We start from the raw sequence: 26,382 nt of genomic DNA on the forward strand, positions 1-26,382 counted from the left end.
CCCTCTCCCCCCTGACCCCTGACCCACGCGCATCACACACTCCACCCCACCGGTTCCACCCTCACCTCCCAGACTCGGGGTCCCGCAATTTCAATGGAAATCGAACCCCCGATTTCCATTGAAATTGCGGGAGTTATCCACAGGGGACCCGATCTATCCACAGATTTTCGACGAGGTGTATCTGATCAGGGGTCTCGCGCCTCTACATCTATATGACATCCCAATCGATCCCACCCGAAATCGGCGACAACCCCCACAACCTCTTCCTCCGCTCCGAGGCCATCGCCGCGGGCATCACCGACTGGCAGTTGCGGAGCAGTGCGTTCCGCAAGGTGCTGCACGGTGTTTACACCACCAGCGACACCCGGCTGACGCACGAGCTGAAATGTGCCGCAGCCGCCATGACCTTGCCGAGCGGCTCGGTGATCACCGGCCGGTCCGCGGCGACGCTGCGTGGCGTTCCGCTCGCGGACTTCAGGACTCCGGTCGAAGTGATCGTGCCGCGCAAGGACGGGATGCTTCGCAGGCAAGGTCTGCGAAGCACCGCCGTCCGAGCGTTCGACTTCGAGCATTCGTCGTGGCGCGGGATCGGGGTGGCGGGATTCCCGCGCGTTTCGTTCGACGTGCTGAAGCAGCGCTCAATATCCCAAGCCGTCGCGTACTGCGACGCGCTGCTGCACTCGGGATGCATCACGATCGAGGAGATCGCGGGTTTCCTGGTAGGCAGGAAGGATCATGGGATCGTCCGGGCGCGCATGCGGCTCGAACTTCTCGACGGCCGCGCGGAGTCCGTGCCGGAGTCGATCCTTCGCGTCGAACTTGTGCTACGCGGCCTACGCCCGGTTCCGCAGTTGGAGGTATTCGACGGTGACGGGTTCGTCGCGCGGGTAGACCTCGGCTTCGAAGCCGCCCGGGTCGCGGTCGAGTACGACGGGGGATGGCATGCGGACCCAGCGCAGATCAAGCGCGACGAGATCCGGCGGAACCGTCTCAGGTGTCTCGGATGGGTCGTCATCGTCGTGACGAACGACCAACTCCTGGAGGGGTTCGACCAGGTCGTTGCGAAGATTGAAGCCGCACTGAACCACCAGTACGCAAGTTCCATTGAAATCGAAGGTCCGATTTCAATGGAAATTGCGTGAACCTCGGGAGGGGCGCTGCGCACGGGGCTCGTTGGCGTTGGACTGGGGGCGCTTACCCTGGTGGGGTGTTGATTCTGCTTCCTCCTTCGGAGACCAAGTCGGTCGGCGGGTCGGGCTCGCCGCTGGACCTGGACGGTCTGTCGCACCCGGAGTTGACTCCCACCAGGCGGAAGCTGATCGAGGCACTGTCCACTTTGGCCGACGACGTGCCCGCCAGCCTGGAGGCGCTCGGGCTGTCGGAGCGGCAGGGCGACGAGGTCCGGCGCAACTCCGAGCTCTGGGATTCGCCCACCGCGCCGGCCTTGGAGCGCTACACCGGGGTGCTCTACGACGCCCTCGACGTGCGTTCGCTGTCGGCGGTGGAACGCAAGCAGGCCGATGCTCGGCTCGCCGTCGCCTCGGCGCTGTTCGGCATCGTGCACGGCACGGACTCGATTCCGGCCTACCGGCTCTCCGGTGGCAGTTCGCTGCCCGGCCTGGGCACGTTGCGCAGCGCGTGGCGGCCGGCGCTGGAGCCGGTGCTGGCCGCGGCCGATGACCTCGTCGTCGACCTGAGGTCCGGCGCTTACGCCGCGTTGGCCAGGGTTCCCAGCGCCGTGGAGGTGCGCGTGCTGTCCGAGGACGCGACGGGCAAGCGCAAGGTGGTCAGCCACCACAACAAGGCGCACAAGGGGAAGCTGGCGCGGGCGCTCGCCCAGTCGCCGGACGAGCCCGCCGAGGTCGAGGACGTCATCGACGTGGTCAACGACGCCGGCCTGCGCGTGGAGCGCGAAGGCACCCGCAAGCTCTGCGTCGTCGTCCGGGCCTGATCACCGGAGGACGGGAGCACAATGGTCGGACCGCTCGCCTCGCACGCGCAGAACCCTGCGGATGACTTTGCGATCCTCGTCGTGACCGGACCGGTGTCGGTGCTGTTTGCGGCGTGATCTGGTGGATGTTGTTGCGACGTTGGCCGAGCAGGGATTCACCCACGGCGACCTGTCTGTGTACAACGTGCTGGTGCACGACGGCCGGCTGATGTTGATCGACCTGCCGCAGGCGGTCGACCTAGCGGCGAATCCGCTGGGGCTCACCTACCTTCGACGTGACGCGGACAACATCGCCGGCTGGTTCCGCGCCCGCGGCACCGACGAGCACCGGGCAGACCCGTAGGAACTCGCGGTTCTCCTTGCCAAAGCGGGAAATCTGATGTGATCGCGGTCTCAGGGCCGGGTCCGAGCCACCGCGCACGCCAGCCACCGGCGACCGTGCGCGATCGGCTAGACTCAGCGCTGAACCGGCCGGGAGAACCACCGGCCCATCCGCGAGTCGACGGACTCGAAATCCACCTATCGGCGCGAACGCGCCGGGCTCGTCCTTGAGATCGCACGCGGCCCCCGCGAAGCCTCCCCGTGACGCGCCGTCTTCCGGGAGTTTCTTCGTGTCATCAAGTTCGTTCACCACGCCCGCGCGCTCGTCCCGCCGACCCCGCCGACGCCGCCCGCAGGCGCAGCAGCCAACGCCGAAGCGAAGCCTGTTCGACGAGGTCGGCGTCACGGCCGTCGACCCGGCGCCCTTCGACCAGCTCGGGCTGCCCAACCGCCTGGTGCGCGCCCTGGCGGACAACGGGATGGTCGAGGCGTTCCCGATCCAGGCGGCGACCATCCCGGACGCATTGACCGGCCGCGACGTGCTCGGCCGGGGCCAGACCGGGTCCGGCAAGACACTCGCCTTCGGCCTGCCCCTGCTGGCGATGCAGCAGGGCAACGCCCGCCCGCTGCACCCGCGCGGGCTGGTGCTGGTGCCCACCCGCGAACTGGCCACGCAGGTCACGGACGCGCTCAAGCCGCTGGCCAAGTCGCTCGGGCTCTACGTCCGCGAGGTCGTTGGCGGCACGTCGTTCACCCGGCAGGTCGATACGCTGCGCCGGGGCGTGGACGTGCTCGTCGCGACGCCCGGCCGCCTGGCCGACCACGTGCGCCAAGGCACGTGCGTGCTGTCCGAAGTGGAGCGGACCGCGCTCGACGAGGCCGACCAGATGGCGGACATGGGCTTCCTGCCGCAGGTCCGGGAACTGCTCGACCTGGTCCCCGCCGACGGCCAGCGCCTGCTGTTCTCCGCGACGCTGGACGGCGACGTCGACAAGCTGGTCGAGCGCTACATGACCAACCCGGTGGTGCACTCGCTCGCGCCGCCGGCGGCGAGCGTGGACAGCATGGAGCACCACCAGTTCCTGGTGTCCGCAGCCGAGAAGCAGGCTGTGCTCGCCCGCATCGCGGCCCGCGAGGGCCGCACGATCATGTTCGTGCGCACCAAGCACCATGCTGACCGCCTGGCGAAGAAGCTGCGCGCGGCCGGAATCCGCGCCGGGGCACTGCACGGCGGCAAGGCCCAGAACGCGCGAACCCGCATCCTCGACGAGTTCAAGAGCGGCGAGACCGAAACCCTGGTGGCGACGAACGTCGCGGCGCGCGGCATCCACGTCGACGACGTCAGCCTCGTGGTGCACGTCGAACCCCCGACCGACCCCAAGGACTACCTGCACCGAGCGGGCCGCACGGCCCGAGCGGGCGCGACCGGCACTGTCGTCACCCTGGTCACCGACGACCAGAAGCAGGCCTTCCGGACCATGGCGAACCAAGCCGGCGTGACGGCCACGACCACCACGGTCAGCCCGGAAGACGCCGAACTGACGCGCCTGACCGGTGCCCGCGAGCCCATCGGCGTCGCCATCGCCACCCCGAAACGCGAAGCACCGCGCAGCCGCGGTGCGCAGCAGCGCGAGCGCGGTGCGCAGCAAGGCGAAGCGCGGCGTAGCCGTGGCGCGAAGCACGGTGAAGCGTCGCGCGGGCGCGACGCGGGCAGAGCGCAGCGCTCGTCCCACGAGCCCGGCGAACGCCGGGGCGAGCCCCGCGGGCGCGGGCCGCGCCGTGCGGAGCGCGGCTTCGGCGGCCAGAACCCCCGCGGCGGCGCCGACGGCGGACGCGCAGCGGCCGGAGGCCACAGCGAAGCCGGAGGCCGCGGCAGCGGCGGAGGCGGCCGCAACGCGCACGGCCCGTCGGGCCGGAGCGGGCGGGGAGGCCACGGCGCCCGCAACGACCGCGGCGGAATGCGACGCGACCGCACGTAGGCGCCGAGTCCGCTGCGAAACCGCGCCGACCTCAAGACATCGGCAGCATGGGCGCAGTTCCACGAGGGATTGCGCCCATGCTCCCTTGAAGTGCTCTTTCAGGAGTGGCGTCGTCACGTAGACCTGGATGAACGTCGACTGCCAGCGAGACCTCGATCTCCCGGGCGATCGCGGCATCGCGGCTACGGCCGGTGGCCGAAAGCCCGGTCAAGAGCTCGGTCGCAACGCGGGACCAGCCAGCTGCCTATGCGACTGTCCGTCCACTGAGGAACCAGAGGATGCCGGTCCTGGACCACCAGAACGGGCGCTTCAGCGGGCCGCATTCCCGTTTCCGCAGGCCAAGTGCCGTAAGCCTGTTGGTTGCCATAGCAGCCCAAGAGGCTCACGGGGCGCACCTGCGCAGCTAACGTCCAGGCAGGAGTCGTCGTGCTCAGCTGACCGACGTCCCGCTCACCTGGTCACCACTACCCGCCTCCACCCGATCCGAGAGCTCCCTATTTCAGGGCTGCGACCGGGCCGATGACGACCACCGCCGGGGGCTTGATGTCGTGGGCCCGGACTTCTTCGGCGACCGCTGCGAGGGTGGTTCGCAGGGAGCGCTGGGTGCTGGTCGTGCCTTCCTGGACCACCGCCACCGGGGTGTCCGCCGGGCGGCCGTTCTTGATCAAGACGTCCGCGAAGGCCTCGATGCGCTGCACCGCCATGAGCAGCACGAGGGTGCCGCGCAGCCGCGCCAGCGCCGTCCAGTCCACCAGGCAACGTTCGTCGTCGGGCGCGACGTGCCCCGAGACGACCACCACCTCGTGGGCGACTCCCCGATGCGTCACCGGCACGTCGGCGACCGCCGGGGCTGCGAAGGCGCTGGTCACACCGGGCACGACCGTGACCGGCACGCCGGCTTCGGCGCACGCCAGCAGTTCCTCGAAACCGCGACCGAAGACGTACGGGTCGCCGCCCTTCAGGCGCACCACGAACTTGCCCGCCCGCGCGTTGTCGATCAACGTGCTGTTGATGACCTCCTGGTTTGCGGCCCGGCCGTAGGGGATCTTGGAGGCGTCGACGACCTCGACGTGCGGACCCAACTCCTCCAGCAGCTCCCGCGGCGCGAGGTGATCGGTGATCACCATGTCCGCCTTGGCCAGCAGGCGGCGCCCGCGCACCGTGATCAGGTCCGGCGCCCCCGGGCCGCCGCCGACCAGCGCCACGCCCGGCTCCGGCGGCTCGGCGTGCTCGTCGGCGACTCCCGCCTGCAGCGCCTCCAGCAGCGCGTCGCGCACCGCCGCACTCCGCCGCGGCTTGCCGCCGGCGAGCACTCCGAGCAGCAGCCCGTCGTGCTCCGCCACTGCGGGCGTCACCGCGCTCCCTTCGGTCGCGCGGTCCGACCGCACGCAGAACACGCGGCGCCGCTGCGCTTCCGCGCCGACCGCGGCGTTCACCGCGTCGTCGGACGCGGCTGCCACCGCGTACCAGGCTCCGTCGAGGTCGCCGTCGCGGTACCCGCGCCGGCTCCAGGTGATCTCCCCGGCGTCGGCCAGGGCCTCCACCGCCGGGGTCGCCCCCGGGGCGATCACCTCGACCGTTGCTCCGGCGCTGATCAGCCGGGGTAGTCGCCGCTGCGCGACGGTGCCCGCGCCGATCACGACGACTCGGCGCCCGGTGAGGTCGAGTCCGGCGAGGTAGTGCTTATCGGGTTGTGTGGCCATGTGCGTGTCCGTGTCCGTGACCGTGTCCGGTCGGATCGTCGGGGTGGTGGTGCGGTGTCTGCGGTGCGCCCAATTTGTCCTCGAACCCCGGCAGCAGCACCCGGTAGGCGCAGGTGTCGCAGTTCATCCGGATGTCGCCGTGCAGGGCCTCGTGGTAGCGCTCCACGACGAGATCTACCAGGGCGTCGCAGTCTCCCAGGTATCCGGCGACGCGGACGTCGATGTCCGGCGCGGAGCTCGCGTACTCGCGTGCCTGGTCGACCACGCGCTGCGGAAGCACGCCGTCGAACAGGAAGTACGGGGCGACCACGATCCGCTTCGCCCCGAGCCTGCGAGCCCGTTCCAGCCCACCGGCGACGTCCGGTGGTGCCAGGGAGATGAACGCGGTTTCTACCGTGTCGAAGCCGCAGGTCTCCTGCAAGAGCCGTGAGACCTTGCACACTTCGGCGTTGGCGTCGGGGTCGGTGGAACCGCGGCCGACGAGCACCACGGCGGTGTCGGGCCAGTCGGCGCGCGGCACCACGGCCTCGATCCGTTCGGCGAGCAGTTCCAGGAGGATCGGGTGCGGTCCGAGCGGGCGGCCGAACACGAACGACGTGCCGGGGTGGCGGCGGACTTCGCGTTCCAGCGCGGCCGGGATGTCGCCCTTGCCGTGCCCGGCGGCGACGAGCACGAGCGGCACGGCGGCCATCCGGCGGTGGCCGCGGGCGGTGAGCTCGCTCCAGGCTTCGGTGACCGCGGGGGCGGACAGCTCGATGAACCCGCCTGCGATGTCGACGCCTGCGGCCGACATCCGGGTGCGCAGGCGGTCGAGGAAGGCGTGGAACTCCGTCACACCGCTTTCGTCCACCGTGCCGTGGCCCACGACCAGCAGCGGTTCGGTCACCGGTTACCTCCAGGTTCTGCCCAGTAGAGGAGGGCATTGATCGCGGCGGCGGCGATGGCCGCACCGCCGCGTTCGGTCAGGGTGGTCACGGCCGGTAGGCCGCTGCGCCGCAGCGCGGCCTTGGCGTCGACCGCGCCGACGAAGCCGACCGGGACGCCGACGACGAGCGCCGGGCTGAGCCGGCCGGTCTCGGCGAGGCGGATCAGCTCGAACAGCGCGGTCGGGGCGTTGCCGATGGCCCACACCGCGCCGTCGGGGTGCTCTTCGGCGGCCAGCCGGATGCCCGCGGCGGATCGGGTCAGGCCGGCGGTCGCGGCGAACTCGGCGACACCGGGGCGGTCCAGGCCGATTTCGGCCGGGCGCGCGGTGATCCCGGCCGCGACCATGCGCACGTCGGTGATCAGCGGCGCGCCGTCGAGCAGCGCCGCGCGGCCGGCCCGCAACGCAGTTTCGCCGGCGACGACCTCGCCGGTCCAGCTCGGGTCGGCGGTGGTGTGCACGACGCGCTCGACGACCGCCCTGGCCAGCGGCGGGAAGTGGGCGAAATCGGCCCTGGACCGCATGATCCGGTAGGACTCGGTCTCGATCGGGTGCACGGTGCGGTCGGCTGGAGTGCCACCGCTCTCCCCGGCTGGAGTGCCACCGCTCTCCCCTGCTGGTGCGAAACCGCCGCTCATTCGACTTCGGGCTCCTTCCGGGATTTGAGGTGCCACCACAGCGCCGCCCCGCCCCAGACCGCCAGGAACAGCCCGAGCGTGATGTAGCCGAGCAGTTCGAACTGGTCGCTCACGGCCGCGATCCCGTCCAGGAACGACAACCCGTGCTCCGCCAGCAGTCCACAGAGGACGATGAAGGCGATCACGGCGGCCAGCACGACGGTCAGGGCCGTGGTGGTCACGTTCACCCACAGCCGCCGCAGGGGCCGCGCCAGCGACCAAGTGTAGGCGCGGGACATCAGCATCCCGTCCACGCTGTCCACTGTGCACATTCCGGCGGCGAACAGCAGCGGCAGGCTCAGCACCGCGATGGCGGACTGGTGTTCGGTCGGCGACACCATGGCCAGCACCGTGATCTCGGTGGCCGTCTGCATGCCGAGCCCGAACAACAGCCCGATGCCGAACAGGTGCCAGGAGCGGCCGACGCCGCGCATCCGCCCGCGCAGCAGCCGGGCGAGCAGGCCGCGCCGCCCCAGCACCAGCTCGACCTCGGCCTCGTCGACCGCGCCGCGGCGGGCGCGGCGCAGCAACCGCAGGGCGTCGCGCAGCACCAGCGCGTTGAGCACCGCCAACGAGCTCAGCACGGCGACCACGATCAGGTCCACGACGGTGGCGACCTGCACTCCGGCCTGCTCGGCCCACTGCTGCGCAGCGGGTCCGGCAATGAAGGCGATCGCGGCGGCGAGGAACAGCACGACGCTGGCGTGCCCGAGCGCGAACCACATGCCGGTCGACACCGGTCGGCGGCCGCGCTGCATCAGCAGCCTCGTCGCGTCGTCGATCACCGCGACGTGATCCGCGTCGAACCCGTGGCGCAGGCCGAGCAGGTACGCCGTCGTCCCGGCGGCGGCCAGCCCGCCGACCGCGCTGAACGATTCTTGTTGCAACAGGTAGGCGCTCCAGCCCGCTAGGTGGAGCACTCCGACGGCGGCCAGTACGACCGCTGCTTTCCGGCGCTCGGCGGCGCCCCAACCGGCCTGCGGCCGACTCGCTTCGGTATCCCAAGACATGGGATCTCCGACCTCCTGGGTTTCCCGCCCGAGGGGCTCGGTGTCCGCGCGTCGCGGCGCGACGCGGGGCCGACGCGCAGTCTCCTGACTCCCGGATCGACGCGGTTCCCCTGCCTTCCAGCTGCTGGCAGCCGTGGCAACGAGTGGGGCCCACTCCCCGGTCACAGTGGCGGGACCGTCCCGGATTCGCACCGGGTTCCTGCACTGTCGGCGGCCGTATCTTTCCTTGCCCACCACCCAAGGTCAAACCCCGTGAGGTCGATCACCGATCCGGCCAGCGGATACCCAAATGGGTGAATTCGACTCTTTCGCCGTTCCGGTCGGCCAGCGCATGCTTGGGCTACGGCGACCTTGAGAGCCCGGTTTTCCTGGGCTTATCTGATCAAAAACGGGAGAGATCGAGTAGGCTGCCAGGCGTCGGGATGCTCCCGGCAACGGCCCGTTCAGGACCCAAGGATCACACGTATCAGCCAAGGCTGGTGAACCGTTCGTTCGGGGTCCCTGGCAAAAGATCGGGACGTAGCCATCACCGCAGCTCGCGGAACGATGGCCGATCGGCTGAGACTGCCCAGCCTGGACTCCAGCCGTGCACCAGTGGTACGGCGGAGAGCGAAATGTCCTGCTCGAACAAGTAACAGCAACGAGTAGGAAGCAGGCGACCATGAACGAGACCCACACCATCACGTTGAACCTGCAGGTCGTGGAGGCGGGCGCGAAGACCACCGCCGACGTCGGTTTCACCACTCCGGGCGGTCAGGCGCTGCACGGCCACGGCACGGCGCGGCGCCACCCGGACGACCCGGAGGTACCGCAGATCGGCGACGAGATCGCGATCGCCCGCGCCCTGTTCGAGCTGGCGCACAAGCTACTGGACAACGCGGCGCAGGACATCGGCGACCGCCTGCACCGCCGCGTGCACCTGCCCGCCTGACGCACAGGTGAAGGGCACCTTCGGCGGTCCGGGGGCGCCCTTCACGTCGTCCGCAGCGCGATCACGAGTGCCGCGATCGCGGGTGGCTGGCCCGCGCCGACGCACGTGTTCGTGCCGATCGGCTATGCGCTGCTCGCGGGCAGGTCAGCCCACCGCCTCCTGGATCCGCTTCCAGGCCGCCAGCACGTGACGCCGCTCGGTCTGCGGCGAACCGACCGCGAGCCGCAGCAGCGTCCCGCCGCCCACCTTGGTGTGGGTCAGGTACAGCTCCCCCGACTCGTTCAGCGATTCCATCAGCCGGTGGACCCGATCACCAGCGTCCTCTGTGGATAGTTCGGGGAACAGCGGCCGGAAGCAGACCAGGCCCAGCGGGTGCGGCTCCAGCAGCTCGAAGCGTGGGTCGTCGCGGACCCAGCCAGCGAACTCCTGGGCGAGGCCGACGGTGGTGCGGATGTGCTCGCGCAGCCCTTCCGCGCCGTACCAGCGCAGCACCGACCACAGCTTCAACGCCCGGAACCGGCGACCCAGCGGCACCTGCCAGTCCCGGTAGTCGATCACCTCACCGGACGCGGTCGCCGGGTTGCGCAGGTACTCGGGCAGGATCGACAGCGCGTCGATCATGGGCCGCCGGTCGGCCATCCACAGCAGGCTGCAGTCGAAGTTGGTCAACAGCCACTTGTGCGCGTTGGTGCAGTAGGAATCGGCGAACTCGGCGACGCCGTCGTTGATCCAGCGCAGCTCCGGGCACACCGCGGCAACACCCGCGTACGCCGCGTCCACGTGCAGCCAGACCCCACGCGCCCGGCACACGTCGCCGACCTCACGGACCGGATCGATCGCGGTCGTCGAGGTGGTGCCGATCGTCGCGCACACGAGTGTGGGCACCGCGCCGGCGGCGAGGTCCTCGGCGATCAGGGCGTCGAGGTGCTTCGGGTCCATGCCGAGCGAGTCCGGGTCGACGTCGACGATCCGGACGTTGTCCGCGCCGATGCCGACCATCCGCGCCGCGCGCTCCAGGGACGAATGGGTGTGCGTGGAGACATAGAGCATGTGGCGCCGGGTGATGCCCCGGCTCGCGACCTGGCCGTCGCTGACCCGCTGCAACGCCGCTAGGCAGGCGACCAGCGCAGCGCTGGAGGCGGAGTCCTGGATCACCCCGCCGCCGACGGCATCGGTCCGGAAGTGCTCGGGAAGGCCCAGCAGCTCGGCCATCCAGTCCACGACCACAGTCTCCAGCTCGGTGCACGCGGGACTGGTCGCCCAGACCATGCCCTGCACGCCGAGCCCGCTGGAGAGCAGGTCACCGAGGATCGACGGGCCGGTGGCGTTGGCCGGGAAGTAGGCGAAGAAGTTCGGGTGCTGCCAGTGCGTCACGCCCGGCATCAGCACCGCGTCGAGGTCGCTCAGCACCCGCTCGAACGGCTCGCCCTGCTCGGGCGGATGCGCCGGGAGCTGCGACCGGACCTCACCGGGCCGCACCTGCGACCGAACCGGATGCTTCTCGACACCGGCGTAGTAGTCGGCGATCCAGTCGACGACCTGCCGACCGAACGCCCGGAACTCCTCCGGCGACATGTGGCCACTCATCACAGCCAGCTAAGCACGCCCCCGCACCCGAAGCCAGGGACGAAGAAGCCGCGGCAGAGGAGGGCGAATCATCCGTCTTGGCTCAGTCTTCCTGCTCCGATTCGGACAACCGCCCGACACGCGCGTCGGTCGGGAGGCCATAGTGGCCCGCCGCCTCGGACACCCGGACCTTTTCGTCCAGCCCTGCCGCTTCAGCCAACCCTGCCACGCGGGCACGTCGAGCGCGCTCGCGGTACGCCAACAGGTCGTCCAGCCGAATCCGGCGATGGCGGCCCGGCTGTTCGAAAGCGATCTCGCCTAAACGAACCAACGAACGCGATCAGCGGAGCAGGTCGATGGCATCCGCCGGGCAGATCTCGACGCATTCCCCGCAGGCCGTGCAGCGGTCCGCCAGGACCACCGGGCGGCCCCGGGCCGGGCGGAGGGCGTGCACCGGGCAGGTCAGGAGGCAGGCCCCGCACGCCGTGCAGGCCGTCGAGATCACCAGCGGGTCAGCGGGCATCCGCCGCCATCCACCGGTAGCCCCGGGGCGTCACCATCCGACCACCGACCACGCTGGACTGCGAGGAGCCGACGAGCACCGTGGTGAACATGTCCACCTCGGCCGGGTCGAATTCGCCGATCGGGGCGCACCACACCCGCTGCCCGGCACGGCTGGCCTGGCGGACCGCGCCGACCGGCGTGGTCACCGGGCGGTGCTCCGCCAGGATCTCCAGGGCCCGGCCGAGCTGCCAGTGCCGCTGCCCCGAACGCGGGTTGTAGAAGCACACCACTAGGTCGCCCTCGGCCGCCGCCCGGACGCGTCGCTCGATGATCTCCCACGGCGTGTGCAGGTCGGACAGGCTGATCAGCGCGTGGTCGTGGCCCAGCGGCGCGCCCAGCAGCGCGGACGCCGCCAGCGCCGCCGTCACCCCCGGCACGCCGACGACCTCGATGTCGACGCCGGCCTTCTCCAGCGCCGGGCTGGCCATCGCGTACACCCCGGCGTCACCGGAGCCGATCAGCGCCACCGCGCGCCCCGCCCGGGCCAGCTCCACCGCCTCGGCGGCGCGGGCCTCCTCGGCGCCGAGCCCGGTGGCGCGCACCTCGGTGCCGGGGCGCAGCAGGTGCCGCACCTGGTCGAGGTACTGGTCCAGACCGACGACCACGGAGGCGCGGCGCAGCTCGACGTCGGCGCGCGGGGCTCGCAGGTCGGGCGCGCCCGGGCCGATGCCGATGATGGCCAGTCGACCGCGCGGCCGGATGCGGGCGGCGGCGACGGTCACGTTGTCGCCCTTGATCTTCGGCACCACCAGCTCGACGGGCGCCCCGGCGCCCAGCCGGGCGGCCGCGTGCAGCGCGGATGCCTCCGCGACGGAGGGCGTGCCGACCTCGGCGCGCACCACCTCGCTGGGGTTGGGCACCTCGACACCGGCCAGCGCGCCCGCCGGATAGGTCAGCAGCGACAGCTCCTCGCCGCCGGCGGAGTGCCAGAAGCTCAGGTCCTGCACGGCTTCGAGGATGCCGTCCTCGTCGGCCTTCAGGTCGACGCTGGCCACCGCACGGATCGCCCTCGGGTCCAGGCCGTGCTCGCGGTCCAGCCGGGCGACCGTCTCGGTTACCGCCGTCCGCGAGACGCCCCGCGCAGACCCGATGCCGACGACCAGCGTGCGCGGGATGAGCCGCAGCGTCCGCTCCTCGTCCTGCGTCGGCCGCCGGTCGTCGATCACGACCGTCCACAGTGGCGCTTCGGCGTCGGTGGCGACGTTGCGCGGCAGGGCGGGAAGCGGGAAGCCGTGCGGGTTGACCAGGCGTACCGGCCAGCCATCCAGGATCGCGACGCCGCAGGCCGCCAGGTCACCGTCCACGCTGGCGTCGAGCTGGTCGACGAGTTCGTCCAGCGGGGTGGTGCCGATGCTGTCGGTGGCGGTGGTGACCACCGGGGTGCAGCCGAGCACATCGGCGACCTGCTCGGCGAGCGCGTTCGCGCCTCCGGCGTGGCCACCGGCCAGGGAGATGGCGAAGCGGCGCGCCTCGTCGACGCAGACCACACCGGGATCGGTGTGCTTGTCCCGCAGCAGCGGCGCGACCAGCCGCACTGCGGCGCCGCTGGCCAGGAAGAACACCGCCGCGTCCAGGTGGTCCCAGAGCCGGCGCACGGCGGGGCCGATCGGCCCGTCGGCGACGACCGCGTCCGGCCCCAGCCGTCCGGCCAGTTCGGCGGCCGCCCGCCGTCCCGCCGCGGTCACCGCGAACAGACCGATCACTGCTGCTCCCCTACCTCGTCGATGTTCCTCGCGCGGACGCCGTCAGCCGCCGTTGTCCGGGCAGCGTCGCGCCAGGCCGAATCCCGATTCCCGGGAACCTTCTCGCCGCGTTCGGGTTCCGCGTTCAGTTCTGCCCGGCAGTTTAGGGGTAACCGCGCCGGCGCTGCGGACCTCGTGCTGACGTCTGCGCCAGAGCGGCCAAGCCCGCCGTGAGTGCTTTTGGGGGCTATCGCGCCCAAAAGCACTCACGGCGGTATCCGGAGATCAGCACGACCGGGTTGGCCGCTTCCAGGCGGGACGCGCCGTCGGGCAGTTCCGCCAGCCTTGCCGCCGACAGCTGCACGCCCTCCACCTCGTAGTCCGCCGCCCGCAGCGCGTCGCGGGTCGGGCCGACCCGGTCCAGCGCCGCCAGCGCAACCACGACGCGGGACGCTCCGGCGTGCGCGCACGCCGTGACGACCTCGGTGCCGCCGCCGCCCACGAAGATCGCGTCGGGCCGCGGCAGGTTACGCAGCGCTTGCGGCGCCGCGCCCTCCTCGATCCGGACGTCCACGCCGTGGCTCGCCGCGTTGGTGACCAACCGCACTACCTGGGCCTCGTTGGACTCCACCGCGATCGTCGCCGCGCCCATCCGGGCGCACTCCACCGCCACCGAACCGGATCCCGCCCCGACGTCCCAGACCAGCGTCCCCGGCCTCGGCGCGAGCTTCGCCAGCGCCACGGCCCGCACCTCGGCCTTGGTGATCATGCCGTCGCGGTGCGAGAACTCGTCCTCGGACAGCGCCCAGCCGGTCGCCGGCGGTACCGGCTCGCCGCCGGCGATCCAGCCCCGGTGCGGCACGTCGTCCAGATCCGCCAGGGAGAGCACGATGTTCGGCTCGTACCAGGTGCGCTTGGCCGCCTCGGCCGGTTCGATGGTGACCACCGACTCGTTCGGCCCGCCAAGGTCCTCGGCGACGACCATGGTCCGGCGCCAACCGGCCAGCCCGGAGGCGATCTGGGCCGGGCCGGCCTTCGGCGCGGTCAGCACCGCCACCGCCGGTCGCGCGCGGCAGACGTTGATCGCCTGGCGGAGGTCGCGGCCGTGCGCGCTGACCACCACGACGTCGTCCCAGGAGCGGCCGACGCGCGCCATCAGCTGCTGCACGCTGGAGGTCGAGGGCAGCACCGTGCACCGGATGCCGCGTTCGCGCAGCGCTCGGACCGCGCCGAAGAAGCCGGGATCACCCGAGGCCAGCACCACGCCGTGCTCGTCACCGGACAGCGACGACAAGGCGTTCAGCGCCGGATCCAGCGGCCCAAGTTCGAGCTTGCGCGCGTGTTCCGGCGCGTGCACTTCGAGGTGCCGTCTGCCGCCGACCACGAGCCGTGCCGACTCCAGCGCTTCGGCACCGCCCTTCGGCAGATCCCCACCATCGACCCCGATCACCGTGACTGCCACGTCACCCACCTTGCCTCGGTGGCCGCCACCACGTGTTCGCCCTGGAAGTCCACCATCGCGACCCGAACACGCAGCCGACGGCCGCATTCCTCGCTGAACCGCTCCAATACTCCTGCCACCTGCCCGCAGAGCCGGTGCGCACACGCCGAGAGCAGCCCGCTGTGCTGCCACACCTCGTACGCCCGGCGGGCTGTGGCGGCCTGCTCGATCTCGGCGACCTGCTCGGGGTCGCCACCGAACTCGCCGGTCAGCCGACCGAGCAACGCTGTGTCCACTTTGGACCTCGTGTAGTGCGTCATCACCACGCCGGAGGCGAGCTTGGTCAGCTTGCCGATCATGCCGACGAACACGACCTCGTCCAGCCCGTGCTCGACGGCGCGACGCAGCGCCGCACCGGTGAAGTCGCCGACCTCGATGAACGCCACCTCGGGCTCGTCGGGCAGCAGCCGCATCGCGGCCTTCTCGGTGCGACCGCCGGTGGACAGCACCGCAACCCGGCCGCCCTGTGCGGCGAGCACGGAAACCGCCTGTTCGACGCTGGACCGCCAGGACGCGGTGGAGAACGGCCGCACGATGCCGGTGGTGCCGAGGATCGAGATGCCACCGAAGATGCCCAACCGCCGGTTGGTGGTCTTGTAGGCCATCTTCTCACCACCGGGCACGGTGATCGTGACGTCCGCGCCGCGCTCGCCGAGCGCCTCGCGCACCGCGTTGGTGATCATCTCGCGGGGCACCGGGTTGATCGCCGGACCGCCGACCTCCAGGCCGAGGCCCGGCTTGGTCACGACGCCGACGCCTTCGCCGCCGTGCAGCACGATCTCGCCGTCATCGCGCGCTGTGACCGACGCGGTCATCCGAGCGCCGTGTGTGACGTCGGGGTCGTCGCCCGCGTCCTTGACGACCACTGCGGTCGCGGGCCCGATCGACCCCGAATCCACCTGGAAGCGCCGGTACCTGCCGTCCGGGAACGGGACGTCCACGGTGGCCGGGAGGTGCCCGGTGGCGAGCAGTTGGGCCGCCGCACGCGCCGCCGCCGCGGAACACGCACCCGTGGTGAACCCGGTGCGCAGCGCCTTGGGCCGGACCTTCGCGGTGCGCGGCAGGTCCGGCTCGCGCAGCGGCGGCTGCGCCTCGTTACTCGCCCTGCTCATCCGGCTTCGCCGGGGACTTGCGCCGCGCGGCAGGCGTCGCCTTCGCCGCTGCAGTGGTGGTGGTCGCGGACTTCGTCCGCTTCGCCGCGGACTTCGTCGCCGCGCTCTTCGCCCCGGACTTCGTTCCGCCGCGCTTCGCGGGAACGGCCTTCGCCGTCGCCCGGGTAGCCGTCGTGCTGGCCGCCGAGGTCTGGCGCGGCTTCGGCTCGGGCGCATCGGAGCGAACGGACTGTTCACTCACCTCTACGGCGTCAACAGGCCGTTCGCTGTCAACCACCCCAGCACGCGCATCGGAGCGAACGGACTGTTCACTCACCTCTACGGCGTCAACAGGCCGTTCGCCCGCCGTCACGTCGTCGGTGAACAGCTGGGACTGCGCGGCGTCGACCCGACGGGCCGGGGACGCGCGGTTCGCCGCGACCCGCGCCGCGCCGCGGGCGCTCTCCTGCCAGTCGCGCACCGCCCACCAGGCGACGTCGGAGTCGCGTACCCGCTCCCCCGAGCCCTCGGCGCGCGGGCCGGGCTTCGAGTCGCTCTCCGCGCGGCGGCGCGCAGCGGTGGGGCGCTCGGCCCGCAGCGCGCGGCGCGCGGCCGGGTCGGCTCGGCGGTAGGTGTGGAAGTGCCCCGCGTGGTAAAGGTGCGAGCGGGTTCCCGAGCTGGCGAGGCCCTTGCCGACGATGAACAGCGTGTGCCGCCACAGCTTGTGCTGCTTGACGGTCTTCTCCAGGTCGGCGAGGTTCGTGCGCAGCAGCAGCTCGTCGGGCCAGGTGACCTTGTAGGCCACCAGCACCGGGGTGTCGTCGGGGTAGCCGCCGGCCCGCAGTTCCTCGACGAGCTGACCGGTGCGCGCGGCGGAGAGGAACAGCGCCATCGTGGTGCCATGCTTGGCGAACTCGCGCACCTTCTCGCCTTCGGGCATCGGCGTCTTGCCGCCCTCCAGGCGGGTCAGCACCAGCGACTGGGCGACTTCCGGCACGGTGAGCTCGCGCCCGATGGCGGCCGCGGCGGCGGAGAACGCCGGAACGCCCGGCACGATCTCGACTTCCAGGTTCATCCGCGCGCACGCGTCGTGCTGCTCCTGAACCGCGCCCCACAGCGACGGATCGCCGGAGTGCACCCGGGCGACGTTGAGCTTGTCGCGCTCGGCGCGGCGGTAGATCTCCAGCGCCTGCTCGTGGGTCAGCCGGGAGGAGTCGACCAGTTCCGCGTCGCTGCGCGCGTGCTCCTGGATGCATTCCGGCGCGACCAGGCTCGCGGCCCACACCACGATGTCGGCCTCGGCGATCCGCCGGGCACCGCGGACCGTGATCAGGTCGGCCGCGCCCGGTCCGGCACCGATGAACGAGATCCGGCCAGTCACCATTGTTCTCCTCTTCCGCCTCGGGGTGGAAGTACTACCACAGTGGACAGATAAGGCGCGTCGTCCACTTCGGACACATCGGACAACGGCAGCACCCGCGCGTCCGGCGTGCCCAGGTGCTCGGCGTAGACCGCGCGCTCCAGGGCTCCGCTCTCGGCGATCGCCGTGCGCAGTTCGCCGAGCCGCCGGCCGCCTTTGTAAGCAACGACCGTACCGCGTGCCCGCAGCGCCTCCCGCAGCGCGGTCACGTCACGCATCACCGGTATCACGGTGAGTGATTCGGCGCCTTCGGTCAGCGCTACGCCCGCTTGCGCGGCCGTGGCCTGCATCGCGGTGATCCCCGGCACGGTGGCCACCTCGACCTCGGGCAACAGCTCGGCCACGGTGGCCGCGAGGTAGCTGAAAGTCGAATACACGGCGGGATCCCCGAGGGTGGCGAAGGCCACGGTGCCGCCCTGATCACGCAACCGCTGCGCGACGACCGTGGCGGCCTCGTCCCAGTGCCTGCGTCGCCGGTCCTGCGGGCCGTCCACCGGATCGGCCAACGCGAAAACCAGCCGCTGCACCCGGTCGTCGTCGCCCAGGTGCGCGCGGACGATGGCTTCCGCCCGGCCCTGCTCGTCGGCGGAGAGCACCGGGACGAACACGGTGCCAGCCGCCCGGATCTCGCGCAGCGCGGCAAGCGTCAGCATTTCCGGATCCCCGGGGCCGACCCCGACACCGACCAGCCGCATCACGCGCACCTCGCCACGAACCGTTGGACCGCGCCAGGCTGCCCGGCCGGATGGGTGTGCAAGTAGGAGGCGTGCACGCCGCCCTGCACGAAGCCTTCCCGCTGGACACCGGTCGCGCCGCGCCAGATCCAGGCGGGTTGCGATCCGCTGCCGGGTTCCAGGACGGTGCGGTGGAATTCGTGCCCGCTCACTCGTGCTCCTTCGGCGAATAGGACTGAATCGACTGAATCGGCGGCGGCCACCGCGTCGCGGTAGCCGAGCACCAGCCGCGGCGACATCCGCGCCCGCGCGTCGAGCACCCCGCACAGCGGGTGGCCGTCCAGCTCCCTTGCCAGGTACAGCAACCCGCCGCACTCGGCGTGAATCGGTGCGCCGGTGGCGGCGAACGCCGCGATTTCCTTGCGCAGAGCGGTGTTCGCCGACAGTTCGGCGGCGTGCTGCTCGGGGAAACCGCCCGGCAGCACCACGCCCGCGGTGCGTTCCGGCAGCCGCTCGTCGTTGAGCGGGTCGAGGACGACGACCTCGGCACCGGCGGCTTCGAGCAGCTCGACGTGCTCGGCGTAGGCGAAGGTGAATGCCTGCCCACCGGCGACCGCGACCACCGGCCTCGCCTGCGGTTTCACCTCGTCGCGCGGATCCCAGGCGGGGCCGGGCAGCTCGGGAGCCGAGCGCGCAAGCGCGCACACCGCGTCGAGATCCACCGACCGGGCAACGACGTCGGCCATCGCGTCGACCGCGCGGACCGCCTCCCCGCCGTGCTCGGCAGCCGTGACGAGACCGAGATGGCGCGACGGAACGGCGAGGTCCTCGGTGCGGGGGATCGCGCCGAGCACCGGGAGACCCGCGTTGTCGGCGGCGTCGCGGAGCACCTCCTCGTGCCGCGGCGAGCCGACGCGGTTGAGGATGACGCCCGCGACCCGGACCTCCGGGCGGTAGCTGCGGAAACCGTGCAGCAGCGCGGCGAGGCTGTGGCTTTGCCCCTTGGCATCGACGACCAGCACGACCGGCGCGCTCAGCAGTTGAGCGACGTGCGCGGTGGAGCCGACCGCGATGCCCTCCCCGGGCCCGATGCGGCCGTCGAACAGCCCCATCACACCCTCCACAATGGACAACTCGGCCCCGGCGGCACCGTGCCGGAACAGCGGCGCGATGCGGTCCTCCCCGACCAGCACCGGATCGAGGTTGCGGGCCGGGCGGCCGGCGGCCAGCCGGTGGTACCCGGGGTCGATGTAATCCGGTCCGACCTTGAACGCCGCGACCGCGGTGCCCCGGCGCCGCAGCGCGCCCAGCAACCCGGTCGCCACCGTCGTCTTGCCCTGCCCCGACGCGGGAGCCGCCACGATCAACCGAGCAAGCGGAAGCGCACCGGTCACCACTCGATGCCCTTCTGGCCCTTCTGGCCGGCGTCCATCGGGTGCTTGACCTTGGTGGTCTCCATGACGAGGTCGGCGGCGTCGATCAGCGCCTGCGGGGCATAGCGGCCGGTGATCACGACGTGCTGGTGCCCGGGTCGGTCGCGCAGGGTCTCGACGACCTCGGTGACGTCGACCCAGCCCCAGTGCAGCGGATAGGTGAACTCGTCCAGCACGTAGAGGCCGTGGTGCTGCTCGCCGATCCGGCGGGCGATCTCCCGCCAGCCCTCCAGCGCGGCGGCGGCGTGGTCGTCCTCGCTGCCCTTCTTGCGGGTCCAGGACCAGCCCTCGCCCATCTTGTGCCACTCGACGGGGCCGCCCTCACCGGTTTCGTCGTGCAACCGTCCCAGTGCGCGGAAGGCCGACTCCTCGCCGACGCGCCACTTCGCGGACTTGACGAACTGGAACACGCCGATCGACCAGCCCTGGTTCCAGCCGCGGAGCGCGAGCCCGAACGCGGCGGTGGACTTGCCCTTCATCTCGCCGGTGTGCACCACGACCAGCGGCCTGTTGCGGCGCTGGCGAGTGGTCAACCCGTCGTTCGGCACGGTCGAAGGCTGTCCCTGAGGCATGCCCCGACCCTAACGGAACGGCTCGTGAGCGATAGTTCCGGTTCTTGCCGGAAAAATCACTCACGACCCCATCACCGCAGGTCGAAGACACCCCGCGCGGCGGCGGCAAGGAACGCCGACCAAGACCGGTGACCGAACACCAACGCCCCGCCCCCGGGATCCTTCGAATCCCGAGCCGCCACCGCACCTCCAGGGAACGCCACCTCGACACATGTGCCCTGGTCACCGCTGTACGTACTCTTGCGCCAGACCAGCGCGTTGGAAGCCGGCAAAGCTCTGTTCATGAATACTCCTTCGCGATCGACTCGACCATTTTGGCGGAGTCGTCAGGCGAAAGAGCAAGCGCGCAAAGGTGTTCGAACGTAACGATGTGCGCCTCAATCTCACCGGCCCCTTCCAGGTACACAGCTCCAGCCCGATGCTCGACGTAAGCAACGCCAGGGTCGCCAGGCCACGGGAAATCCAGAATCTGGAACCTGCCAACCATCCCGGGGTGGGCCCCGCCTCTGAACGGAATCACCTGAACTGTGATCTTGGGCTGCTCCATTGCCTGGCGGAGGTACGTCAACTGCTCGAGCATCACGCGGACATCACCAACGACACGACGCAATACGGCCTCGTCGAGCACGGCCCACAAACGCAGCGGTTTCTGTCTACGACGCAGCACTTCCTGGCGCCCGAGGCGGACCTCTACGTGACGCTCAACTTGCTCCTGCGCGCGCTCCATCGTGCTACGACGAGAAACTTCGACAGCGTAGTCGGAGGTCTGAAGCAAACCCGGGATCAGCTGCGCCTCGTAGACCCGCAGTTGCGAAGCGCCCTGTTCCAGTCCCACGAACAGCGAGAACCAGTCCGGCAGGGCGTCGGTGTCGTAGCTCTCCCACCAGCCCTTCTTGCGGGAATCCCGCGCTGCCTGAAGGTACTTCGGCCACTTCTCCGCCGGGACGTCGTACAGCGGCAGCAGGACCTCTTCGAGGTCGCGGAGCATGACTGGGCGCTCCGCGTTTTCGACATAGGAGACCTTCGCCGTGGTGCAGCGCAGCGCTTTCGCCACGTCCTTCTGCTCCAGATTCGCCGCTTTGCGCAGGCGCGTCAGTTCGAAGGCGAGCCAGCGCCGCCACACCGTGGGGCTCGACGTCTCTGCCACCAGGTCCTCCTTCGCAAGTGCGGCTCAAGTCTCGCGCAGGCCAATGTTGCCCGATCAGGCGACTTGTTTGATGTTAAGTCAAATTTTATGGTCAACAAGAGTGATCGAAGTCTCAATCACGGTACATCGCCGCAGATCAGAGCAATTTTCACGGGAGGTTCCAGCACGGTGGCACGTGGGGTTGAGCGGCCGTTCTCGGAGTGGGTGGAGGAGTTGGTGCGGGTGTCCGCTCCGCGTGTTTTCGCGCTCGTCGCGGAGATCGACGACGAGCTCGGGAAGGACGGGCAGGTCGTCGCTTGCGGAATGGAGTTCCACGACCACGCCGAGGTCGTGGCGGTGGAGGGCGGGATTCGCGGAGCGTTCCGGTCGGCGCTGAGCGCTTTCGAACTGTTCTCCCGCAAGGACCCGGTGCAGTTGGTCTAGGTGCCCTGAGGTGTCGTGAGTGCGTAGCCGAGCTGGAGCCCGGCTACGCACTCACGACCTCAGCGCGGGCGGAAGGTGGCGAGCTGTTCGTCGAGGTAGCGGATCAGGCGCGTTCTGTCCGCCGGGCCGAAGGTGTTCCAGCGCTCGCCGTCGTTGTTGCGCCTCGTCGTGACGCTGTAGCGGCCTTCCTCGGTGTCGCGCCAGCCGATCGCCGGAAGCCGGACCTGCTGGCCGCTGGCGTCCAGGCCGATCACCACGAAGTAGCCGACCCGCCGCACCGGTAGCGCCATGATCTTCTGCACCTTGCGCAGGTCACCGCCACCGTGGCCGGACGCGGTCGGCTGCGCCGCCCCGAGCCACGAATCCGGCTCGGCGTCGGCCGCGCGCGGTGGCTTCGGCTCACCACCATCTGCGATCGTGCCCCCTTCGAGCTTTCCCGCCGACACTTCCGGCAGCAGCCCGACGCACACACGGGCGAGCCCACGGACGTCGATGAACTCGATCCGCAAGCCCTGCTTATCCTGAACCGCGACGACTCCGGCCCGCCCGGCGACCGCCACGCGCGCCCGGTAGACGTTGTCCGACGGCCCGTCGTAGGAGGTCACCGCCACGGCGACCGCCGGGCGATGTAACAGGTTCAGCGCCTGCTCCAGCTCCGGTTCGACCCGGCCGCGATCGGCTAATCGGCGCTGTTCCAGCCTTCCCCAGACGTCCTTGCGGAGCCGTGCGCGTTCATCGACGGTGGCGGCGAAGTGCGGGATCTCGAACGGGAACTGCCGCAGGTTGATCCGCAGGTCCTCGCCGAGGATGTCTGCCGCTTCCGCGGAAAGCGTGAACGATTCGATCATCTCTTTCCCCTTTGCGCATGCCACTATTCCCCGAGAAACCAGTGCTTCTCTGGGAATAGCGCGAAACTTCGAATCCGGTCGGCTACTCGCCGAACACCGGCGGCGCGACCTTCGGCAACCCGAGGTCTTCCCAAGCCTCGTCGGTGTCGAGCACGTACTTGCTCTCGTGCTCGTTGTCCTCTTCGGACTTCCCGCCCTGACCGCGCCCGGCGGCACCGGCACCACCGGCCATCCCGGCACCACCACGAGCACCCGCCGCACCGGTAGCACCAGCACCGGCACCTCCGGCGGCACCAAGCCCGCCGACACCGGCACGACCACCCGCGCCCAGTTGGCCACCGGCACCACCGACGCCGCCGATCCGACCGGCACCGCCCCGACCGGCACCATCCATGCCACCCGGACGGCCACCGCCACCGACGCCCGGTCGACCCCCACCGGGCCCGGGTCGCTGCTGATTCGGCGGCAGCGGAGCCCAACGCCCGTTGTAGGGGTTCTGGCGCTCCCACTGGCCGGCCTGCGGATTCCACCGCGTGCCCGACGACGGCGTCGCCGTGGGCTGCTGCCACACCGGGGTCGTGCTGCTCGGCGGCACCGACGGGGTGCTCGGCGGGCTGTACTGGGGCGTCGCGGTGTGTGGGCTTGCCCATGCCGATTGGGTCGACGAAGGCTTGCTCGACGTGCTGATCGACGGGTCGATGGAACCGATCGTGTTCTGCTGCTGTTGCGGAGTGTTCGTTTGCTCCTCAGGCCCGCGCGGGGCGGGCACGAACGCGGGAGTCTGCGCTGCGGCCTGCCCGAAATCGGTCTCCATGGTCGACATGACCTGGGCCGCTTCCTGGTGCGCGGCCTGGCTCTTCTCCTGCTTCTCCACGATGTCGTTGGCGCGGCTGATGGCCGTGAACGGGTTCGGATCGGAGAAGTAGTTCTTCAACTCCTGCTTCATGTCGAACTCGATGACCTCGGGCATCGAATTCCGCGCCCGCTCCCCGGCCTCGGCCTGCATGCCAACCTGGTTGGCGGTCAACTGAGCGGCGCTGCCGGAGTGCGACATGTGATCGGCAAGCTGCGTGACATGCGCCCGCATGGCGTCGCCCGCCTCGCCCTGCCAGGTCTCCTGGGTCTTGGCCGCGGCCTGCTTGATCTGGTCGGCGAAGTCCAAGAACTTCTCCCCGTGGCCGAAATAGACGCGGCCGATGTCGTGCACTGCAGTGGGGTCGAAGTTCTCCTTGACGAACCTGTCCATCTCCTTGTGCTCGAAAGACAGGTAGTGGGTGTTGCCGAGCGCACCGGGCTTCTCGCGAAGCTCTTGATCGACCGAGAGCGTCTGGGCCTGGTGCTGCCCGTACTTCGCAGCCTCCTGGTGAGCCTGGGCCCGCGCCAACGCCTGGGTCAGAGCATCGCCAACGAGCGGCACGTTGGACAGGCCGGAGTACTGCTGCTGCCCCTGCTGGTACGCATCCTGCTCGTAGTCGGCGATGTACTCGTACTCGCCACCCGGCGGCGACGTCATGACTTCCCCTCGATTACCTTTTTCAATTCTGCGATCTGATCTTCAGTTCTTCGGTACGTTTGCCAGCACCAACGGCGCAGCCTCCTGCGCCACCTGGCACGCCGCTTCGGTGTCCAGAGACTTAACGGCGCTGACCTGAAGCGACGCATTAGAAGAGAGCGGGAAGAAAACGCCGCAATCCCCGGGTCCGACGAGCTCGCGGACGCGCTTGACGTCCACTCCCCCAATGGAAACCGAATCCACCTTGCCATCTGCGAAGTTCAGCTCATCCACTGACTTGTTGTTGTTTGCCACTACGGAAATGAGCCCGCCTGCAGCAAGCTTGAAGTCACATGCAGGGGCACCAGCGATCCGCTTGGCCACGCCTGAGCCTTCAACGCCCAGCTCGGCCGTATCAGCCGACTTCAGCGTCTCGCAGGGATCGACAGTTCCAGCCGCGCTGCTCGTCGGCGATGCGCTCTCACTGCTTTCGCTAGATCCATTGCCAGTTCCGCTAGTGCCCGACGCTCCACAGCCCGCGACACCCATCGCCAATAGGGCGAGTGCTCCAGCGATCACAGACTTCGTCAACGACCTACGCATCTAAGCGTCCCCGTTCTCAATCCCGCACGCCAACGTTGCCAGCGTTGCCCTCGTCGACTTCCTGGTAGGCCTGGATGCCCTTCTTGATCGCTTCGATCACTTGAGGCAATCGTTCCTGCATCTGCATGATCAGCTCTCCGTACGACCGACCGTCGCCACCTGCTGCGACCTGCTTGTTGAATTCTGCGATTGCCAGCCCCGCTGGGCTGTCTCCCAACGGGGTTTGCGCCGTCAAGGTAAACAGGTCTGATCGCATTTGATTCAACGCGTTGTCCTGGAAATCCTGAAAGATCCTGATTAGCTCATCGCCCGCCTCGGGTGTTACGCGGAAGCTCCCGTTGCCGGCCGCGCTGATGATGCCCTGCATGGCGTCGTTCGTGGCGGCGAGCCCAGCTGCTGTCCCAACCGGCCCCGTCATCGCTTCTCCCCAAGTTCGTCTAGCCCCACAGCGCGCCCGAACCTAGCACCTGGACGTACCCCGGAACGCCGATACGAGACAAATCCGCAATACCCCGCCCTAGATCACGCCCCAATGGCCTAGCGCCGCCGACCCGATGGTGGCCGAGGTCACGGGGTTCTGGAACGGTGCGGTCGGCGAACATGAATGGGCGTCCCAATCCGCAGGAGCCGCCCGATGCCGACCAGGCCGCCGCTGGTTTTGTCCGCCGCTACGCTGATCTCCAACTTCGACCGCTTCGCGGTCACGCCGATGCTGGTGCTGATCGCGCTCGGCCTGCAGGTGCCGCTGGGGGCGGCGGTCGCCGCTGCGAGCGGCTACTTCCTCGCTTACGGCCTCTCCCAACCGGTTTGGGGATTGCTGTCGGATCGGTTCGGGCGCGTTCCGGTCATGCGCGGCACGCTGCTCGGTGCCGCTGCGGCGGGCGTGGTCTCCGCGCTGGCGCCGAAACTGACCGCACTGGTCGTGGCGCGCGCCATCACCGGCGCGTGCATGGGCGCGGTCGTTCCGGGTTCGCTGACCTACGTCGGCGACACCGTGCCGCAGAAGAACCGCCAGGCCGCCCTTTCGGACCTGATGGCGGCGTCGGCGATGGGCACCGCGCTGGCGACCGCCGTCGGCGGGCTGTTGGCCGGTTTCCTGGACTGGCGCGCGGTTTTCGCGGTCCCGGCCGGGTTCGCCGCTCTGTGCGCATTCCGGCTCCGCAAGCTTCCGGAGCCGGAGCGCGCCCAGGTCGAGGGCGTGCGCAACCACCTGATGGCGGTGCTGGGGAATCGTTGGGCCCTGCTGGTCTTCGGGCTGGTGTTCGTCGAGGGCGCGGTGCTGTTGGGCACCATGACGTTCCTCCCCTCGGCATTGGTGCAGGGAGGTGTCGCCGTCGCCGTGGCCGGCCTCGCCACCGCGACCTACGGCCTTGGCGTGTGGTCGTTCTCCAGGCTGGTCAAGGTCTTGGGGCGGCGGCTGGCGGTCTGGCAGCTGATCGCGATCGGCGGCACCGCGATGGCGCTCGGATACCTGGTCGTGACGGCCGACGCCAACATCGCGACCGTCGTGCTCGCGGCGCTGCTGCTCGGTGGCGGCTGGTCGTTCATGCACTCGTCGCTGCAGACCTGGGTGACGTCGGTGGTCCCGGAGGCCAGGGGCACCGCCGTGGCGTTGTTCGCCTCGGCGCTGTTCCTCGGGAGCGCGGTCGCTTCGGCTGCTGCGGGTCCGTTCGTCGAGCGGGGTTCGTACTCGCTGGTCTTCGGAATCGCCGCCGCCACCGCGGTTCCGCTGCTGATCACCGCGTCCGCGTGCCGCTACCGCTACCAGCAGCGGAACGAACCGGCACGCGCTGGCCGGGCCGGGTGAAGCTCGCCGGAACGAGCCGAATCCGGACGGCCGGGAAAAGAGCCCCCGCACTCGACCAGCCT

At 70.1% G+C, this 26,382-nt stretch carries 27 protein-coding genes and 1 riboswitch; of the genes, 7 read left to right on the forward strand and 20 right to left on the reverse strand.

What is annotated here, in order from left to right; all coding sequences use genetic code 11:
* The first annotated feature begins 212 nt into the window (after window positions 1–212).
* From FDZ84_RS04685 to FDZ84_RS04700, 4 genes are all read left to right on the forward strand, one after another.
* Entirely contained in the window at window positions 213–1,142 is a 930-nt protein-coding gene (locus tag FDZ84_RS04685; protein ID WP_168584871.1) for an endonuclease domain-containing protein, read from the forward strand.
* Window positions 1,143–1,207: 65 nt separating this feature from the next.
* Window positions 1,208–1,951 carry a peroxide stress protein YaaA gene (yaaA, locus tag FDZ84_RS04690; protein WP_168584872.1) on the forward strand — a complete coding sequence of 248 codons (744 nt, stop codon included), beginning with the start codon at window positions 1,208–1,210 and terminating at the stop codon, window positions 1,949–1,951.
* Between the two features lie 121 nt (window positions 1,952–2,072).
* Window positions 2,073–2,294 carry an RIO1 family regulatory kinase/ATPase gene (locus tag FDZ84_RS04695; RefSeq protein WP_371812779.1) on the forward strand — a complete coding sequence of 74 codons (222 nt, stop codon included), beginning with the start codon at window positions 2,073–2,075 and terminating at the stop codon, window positions 2,292–2,294.
* A 268-nt stretch (window positions 2,295–2,562) separates the two neighbouring features.
* A complete protein-coding gene (locus FDZ84_RS04700) occupies window positions 2,563–4,251 on the forward strand; it encodes a DEAD/DEAH box helicase (RefSeq protein WP_371812780.1) in 1,689 nt (562 codons plus the stop codon).
* A gap of 494 nt (window positions 4,252–4,745) precedes the next feature.
* On the opposite strand, the gene cobA is transcribed toward FDZ84_RS04700, so the two are convergent.
* The 4 genes from cobA to FDZ84_RS04720 are packed head-to-tail and all read right to left on the reverse strand — an operon-like array spanning window position 4,746 to window position 8,566.
* A complete protein-coding gene (gene cobA, locus FDZ84_RS04705) occupies window positions 4,746–5,954 on the reverse strand; it encodes a uroporphyrinogen-III C-methyltransferase (protein ID WP_168584873.1) in 1,209 nt (402 codons plus the stop codon).
* On the reverse strand, window positions 5,935–6,840 hold the full coding sequence (locus FDZ84_RS04710) for a sirohydrochlorin chelatase (RefSeq protein WP_168584874.1): 906 nt from the start codon (window positions 6,838–6,840) through the stop codon (window positions 5,935–5,937). Before FDZ84_RS04710 ends, cobA begins: the two co-directional genes overlap by 20 nt.
* Entirely contained in the window at window positions 6,837–7,517 is a 681-nt protein-coding gene (locus FDZ84_RS04715; RefSeq protein WP_168584875.1) for a precorrin-8X methylmutase, read from the reverse strand. The genes FDZ84_RS04710 and FDZ84_RS04715 overlap by 4 nt, the downstream gene beginning before the upstream one ends.
* Window positions 7,514–8,566, reverse strand: a complete 1,053-nt coding sequence (locus tag FDZ84_RS04720; protein ID WP_168584876.1) for a HoxN/HupN/NixA family nickel/cobalt transporter — start codon at window positions 8,564–8,566, stop codon at window positions 7,514–7,516. Before FDZ84_RS04720 ends, FDZ84_RS04715 begins: the two co-directional genes overlap by 4 nt.
* 77 nt (window positions 8,567–8,643) lie before the next feature.
* Window positions 8,644–8,768: riboswitch (cobalamin riboswitch) on the reverse strand.
* Between the two features lie 459 nt (window positions 8,769–9,227).
* Between FDZ84_RS04720 and FDZ84_RS04725 the strand changes: the two genes are divergently transcribed.
* A complete protein-coding gene (locus FDZ84_RS04725) occupies window positions 9,228–9,497 on the forward strand; it encodes a DUF1876 domain-containing protein (RefSeq protein WP_168584877.1) in 270 nt (89 codons plus the stop codon).
* A 144-nt stretch (window positions 9,498–9,641) separates the two neighbouring features.
* On the opposite strand, the gene FDZ84_RS04730 is transcribed toward FDZ84_RS04725, so the two are convergent.
* From FDZ84_RS04730 to FDZ84_RS04780, 12 genes are all read right to left on the reverse strand, one after another.
* Complete coding sequence (locus FDZ84_RS04730) at window positions 9,642–11,072, reverse strand: pyridoxal-dependent decarboxylase (protein ID WP_168589810.1); 1,431 nt, start codon at window positions 11,070–11,072, stop codon at window positions 9,642–9,644.
* A gap of 94 nt (window positions 11,073–11,166) precedes the next feature.
* A complete protein-coding gene (locus FDZ84_RS39925) occupies window positions 11,167–11,292 on the reverse strand; it encodes a hypothetical protein (RefSeq protein WP_256413658.1) in 126 nt (41 codons plus the stop codon).
* Between the two features lie 111 nt (window positions 11,293–11,403).
* Window positions 11,404–11,586, reverse strand: coding sequence for a DUF362 domain-containing protein (locus FDZ84_RS04735; protein WP_168584878.1), 183 nt, complete (start codon window positions 11,584–11,586; stop codon window positions 11,404–11,406).
* On the reverse strand, window positions 11,576–13,330 hold the full coding sequence (gene cobJ, locus FDZ84_RS04740; protein WP_168584879.1) for a precorrin-3B C(17)-methyltransferase: 1,755 nt from the start codon (window positions 13,328–13,330) through the stop codon (window positions 11,576–11,578). Before cobJ ends, FDZ84_RS04735 begins: the two co-directional genes overlap by 11 nt.
* A gap of 226 nt (window positions 13,331–13,556) precedes the next feature.
* Entirely contained in the window at window positions 13,557–14,771 is a 1,215-nt protein-coding gene (cbiE, locus tag FDZ84_RS04745) for a precorrin-6y C5,15-methyltransferase (decarboxylating) subunit CbiE (RefSeq protein ID WP_168584880.1), read from the reverse strand.
* On the reverse strand, window positions 14,756–15,922 hold the full coding sequence (locus FDZ84_RS04750; protein WP_168584881.1) for a cobalt-precorrin-5B (C(1))-methyltransferase: 1,167 nt from the start codon (window positions 15,920–15,922) through the stop codon (window positions 14,756–14,758). Before FDZ84_RS04750 ends, cbiE begins: the two co-directional genes overlap by 16 nt.
* A complete protein-coding gene (gene cobM, locus FDZ84_RS04755) occupies window positions 15,906–17,285 on the reverse strand; it encodes a precorrin-4 C(11)-methyltransferase (protein WP_168584882.1) in 1,380 nt (459 codons plus the stop codon). The genes FDZ84_RS04750 and cobM overlap by 17 nt, the downstream gene beginning before the upstream one ends.
* The gene (gene cobI, locus FDZ84_RS04760; protein ID WP_168584883.1) at window positions 17,279–18,016 is read right to left on the reverse strand and encodes a precorrin-2 C(20)-methyltransferase; all 738 of its coding nucleotides are present in this window, start codon (window positions 18,014–18,016) and stop codon (window positions 17,279–17,281) included. The genes cobM and cobI overlap by 7 nt, the downstream gene beginning before the upstream one ends.
* Complete coding sequence (locus FDZ84_RS04765; protein WP_168584884.1) at window positions 18,016–19,392, reverse strand: cobyrinate a,c-diamide synthase; 1,377 nt, start codon at window positions 19,390–19,392, stop codon at window positions 18,016–18,018. Before FDZ84_RS04765 ends, cobI begins: the two co-directional genes overlap by 1 nt.
* Window positions 19,386–20,000, reverse strand: coding sequence for a cob(I)yrinic acid a,c-diamide adenosyltransferase (gene cobO / locus FDZ84_RS04770; protein WP_168584885.1), 615 nt, complete (start codon window positions 19,998–20,000; stop codon window positions 19,386–19,388). The genes FDZ84_RS04765 and cobO overlap by 7 nt, the downstream gene beginning before the upstream one ends.
* Before the next feature lie 71 nt (window positions 20,001–20,071).
* Window positions 20,072–20,284: a DUF397 domain-containing protein gene (locus FDZ84_RS04775; RefSeq protein ID WP_168584886.1), complete on the reverse strand. Its 213-nt coding sequence runs from the start codon at window positions 20,282–20,284 to the stop codon at window positions 20,072–20,074.
* Window positions 20,281–21,147 (reverse strand): helix-turn-helix transcriptional regulator, encoded by an 867-nt coding sequence (locus FDZ84_RS04780; protein WP_168584887.1) that lies wholly within the window; start codon window positions 21,145–21,147, stop codon window positions 20,281–20,283. Before FDZ84_RS04780 ends, FDZ84_RS04775 begins: the two co-directional genes overlap by 4 nt.
* Window positions 21,148–21,315: 168 nt before the next feature.
* On the opposite strand from FDZ84_RS04780, the gene FDZ84_RS04785 reads away from it, so the two are divergent.
* Window positions 21,316–21,570 (forward strand): hypothetical protein, encoded by a 255-nt coding sequence (locus tag FDZ84_RS04785; RefSeq protein WP_168584888.1) that lies wholly within the window; start codon window positions 21,316–21,318, stop codon window positions 21,568–21,570.
* A 59-nt stretch (window positions 21,571–21,629) separates the two neighbouring features.
* Here the strand turns inward: FDZ84_RS04785 and FDZ84_RS04790 are convergent, their stop codons facing one another.
* The 4 genes from FDZ84_RS04790 to FDZ84_RS04805 all read right to left on the reverse strand — a co-directional run bounded on the left by FDZ84_RS04790 (window position 21,630) and on the right by FDZ84_RS04805 (window position 24,931).
* Complete coding sequence (locus FDZ84_RS04790) at window positions 21,630–22,418, reverse strand: ESX secretion-associated protein EspG (protein WP_168584889.1); 789 nt, start codon at window positions 22,416–22,418, stop codon at window positions 21,630–21,632.
* Window positions 22,419–22,500: 82 nt separating this feature from the next.
* Window positions 22,501–23,931, reverse strand: a complete 1,431-nt coding sequence (locus FDZ84_RS04795) for a PPE domain-containing protein (protein WP_168584890.1) — start codon at window positions 23,929–23,931, stop codon at window positions 22,501–22,503.
* Between the two features lie 42 nt (window positions 23,932–23,973).
* Window positions 23,974–24,513: a DUF3558 family protein gene (locus tag FDZ84_RS04800; protein ID WP_371812781.1), complete on the reverse strand. Its 540-nt coding sequence runs from the start codon at window positions 24,511–24,513 to the stop codon at window positions 23,974–23,976.
* A 16-nt stretch (window positions 24,514–24,529) separates the two neighbouring features.
* Complete coding sequence (locus FDZ84_RS04805) at window positions 24,530–24,931, reverse strand: hypothetical protein (protein WP_168584892.1); 402 nt, start codon at window positions 24,929–24,931, stop codon at window positions 24,530–24,532.
* A 216-nt stretch (window positions 24,932–25,147) separates the two neighbouring features.
* Here FDZ84_RS04805 and FDZ84_RS04810 point away from each other — a divergent pair, with 216 nt between their 5' ends.
* Window positions 25,148–26,320, forward strand: coding sequence for an MFS transporter (locus FDZ84_RS04810; RefSeq protein ID WP_168584893.1), 1,173 nt, complete (start codon window positions 25,148–25,150; stop codon window positions 26,318–26,320).
* The last annotated feature ends 62 nt before the right edge of the window (window positions 26,321–26,382 follow it).

Origin of the sequence: Saccharopolyspora sp. ASAGF58, assembly GCF_012277335.1 — a bacterium.
Classification (GTDB): Bacteria; Actinomycetota; Actinomycetes; order Mycobacteriales; family Pseudonocardiaceae; genus Saccharopolyspora; species Saccharopolyspora hattusasensis.

Excerpts from the sequence above, each read along its gene's own strand:
- FDZ84_RS04685 (WP_168584871.1), top strand. The coding sequence starts at position 213 with ATGACATCCCAATCGATCCCACCCGAAATCGGCGACAACCCCCACAAC.
- cobM (WP_168584882.1), bottom strand. The coding sequence starts at position 17,285 with ATGGTGACTGGCCGGATCTCGTTCATCGGTGCCGGACCGGGCGCGGCC.
- cobA (WP_168584873.1), bottom strand. The coding sequence starts at position 5,954 with ATGGCCACACAACCCGATAAGCACTACCTCGCCGGACTCGACCTCACC.
- cobO (WP_168584885.1), bottom strand. The coding sequence starts at position 20,000 with ATGCCTCAGGGACAGCCTTCGACCGTGCCGAACGACGGGTTGACCACT.
- FDZ84_RS04720 (WP_168584876.1), bottom strand. The coding sequence starts at position 8,566 with ATGTCTTGGGATACCGAAGCGAGTCGGCCGCAGGCCGGTTGGGGCGCC.
- FDZ84_RS04805 (WP_168584892.1), bottom strand. The coding sequence starts at position 24,931 with ATGACGGGGCCGGTTGGGACAGCAGCTGGGCTCGCCGCCACGAACGAC.
- FDZ84_RS04750 (WP_168584881.1), bottom strand. The coding sequence starts at position 15,922 with ATGAGCAGGGCGAGTAACGAGGCGCAGCCGCCGCTGCGCGAGCCGGAC.
- FDZ84_RS04730 (WP_168589810.1), bottom strand. The coding sequence starts at position 11,072 with ATGTCGCCGGAGGAGTTCCGGGCGTTCGGTCGGCAGGTCGTCGACTGG.
- FDZ84_RS04795 (WP_168584890.1), bottom strand. The coding sequence starts at position 23,931 with ATGACGTCGCCGCCGGGTGGCGAGTACGAGTACATCGCCGACTACGAG.
- FDZ84_RS04725 (WP_168584877.1), top strand. The coding sequence starts at position 9,228 with ATGAACGAGACCCACACCATCACGTTGAACCTGCAGGTCGTGGAGGCG.
- FDZ84_RS04735 (WP_168584878.1), bottom strand. The coding sequence starts at position 11,586 with ATGCCCGCTGACCCGCTGGTGATCTCGACGGCCTGCACGGCGTGCGGG.
- FDZ84_RS04800 (WP_371812781.1), bottom strand. The coding sequence starts at position 24,513 with ATGCGTAGGTCGTTGACGAAGTCTGTGATCGCTGGAGCACTCGCCCTA.
- FDZ84_RS04715 (WP_168584875.1), bottom strand. The coding sequence starts at position 7,517 with ATGAGCGGCGGTTTCGCACCAGCAGGGGAGAGCGGTGGCACTCCAGCC.
- cobI (WP_168584883.1), bottom strand. The coding sequence starts at position 18,016 with ATGCGGCTGGTCGGTGTCGGGGTCGGCCCCGGGGATCCGGAAATGCTG.
- FDZ84_RS04790 (WP_168584889.1), bottom strand. The coding sequence starts at position 22,418 with ATGATCGAATCGTTCACGCTTTCCGCGGAAGCGGCAGACATCCTCGGC.
- FDZ84_RS04810 (WP_168584893.1), top strand. The coding sequence starts at position 25,148 with ATGCCGACCAGGCCGCCGCTGGTTTTGTCCGCCGCTACGCTGATCTCC.
- FDZ84_RS04775 (WP_168584886.1), bottom strand. The coding sequence starts at position 20,284 with ATGAACAGAGCTTTGCCGGCTTCCAACGCGCTGGTCTGGCGCAAGAGT.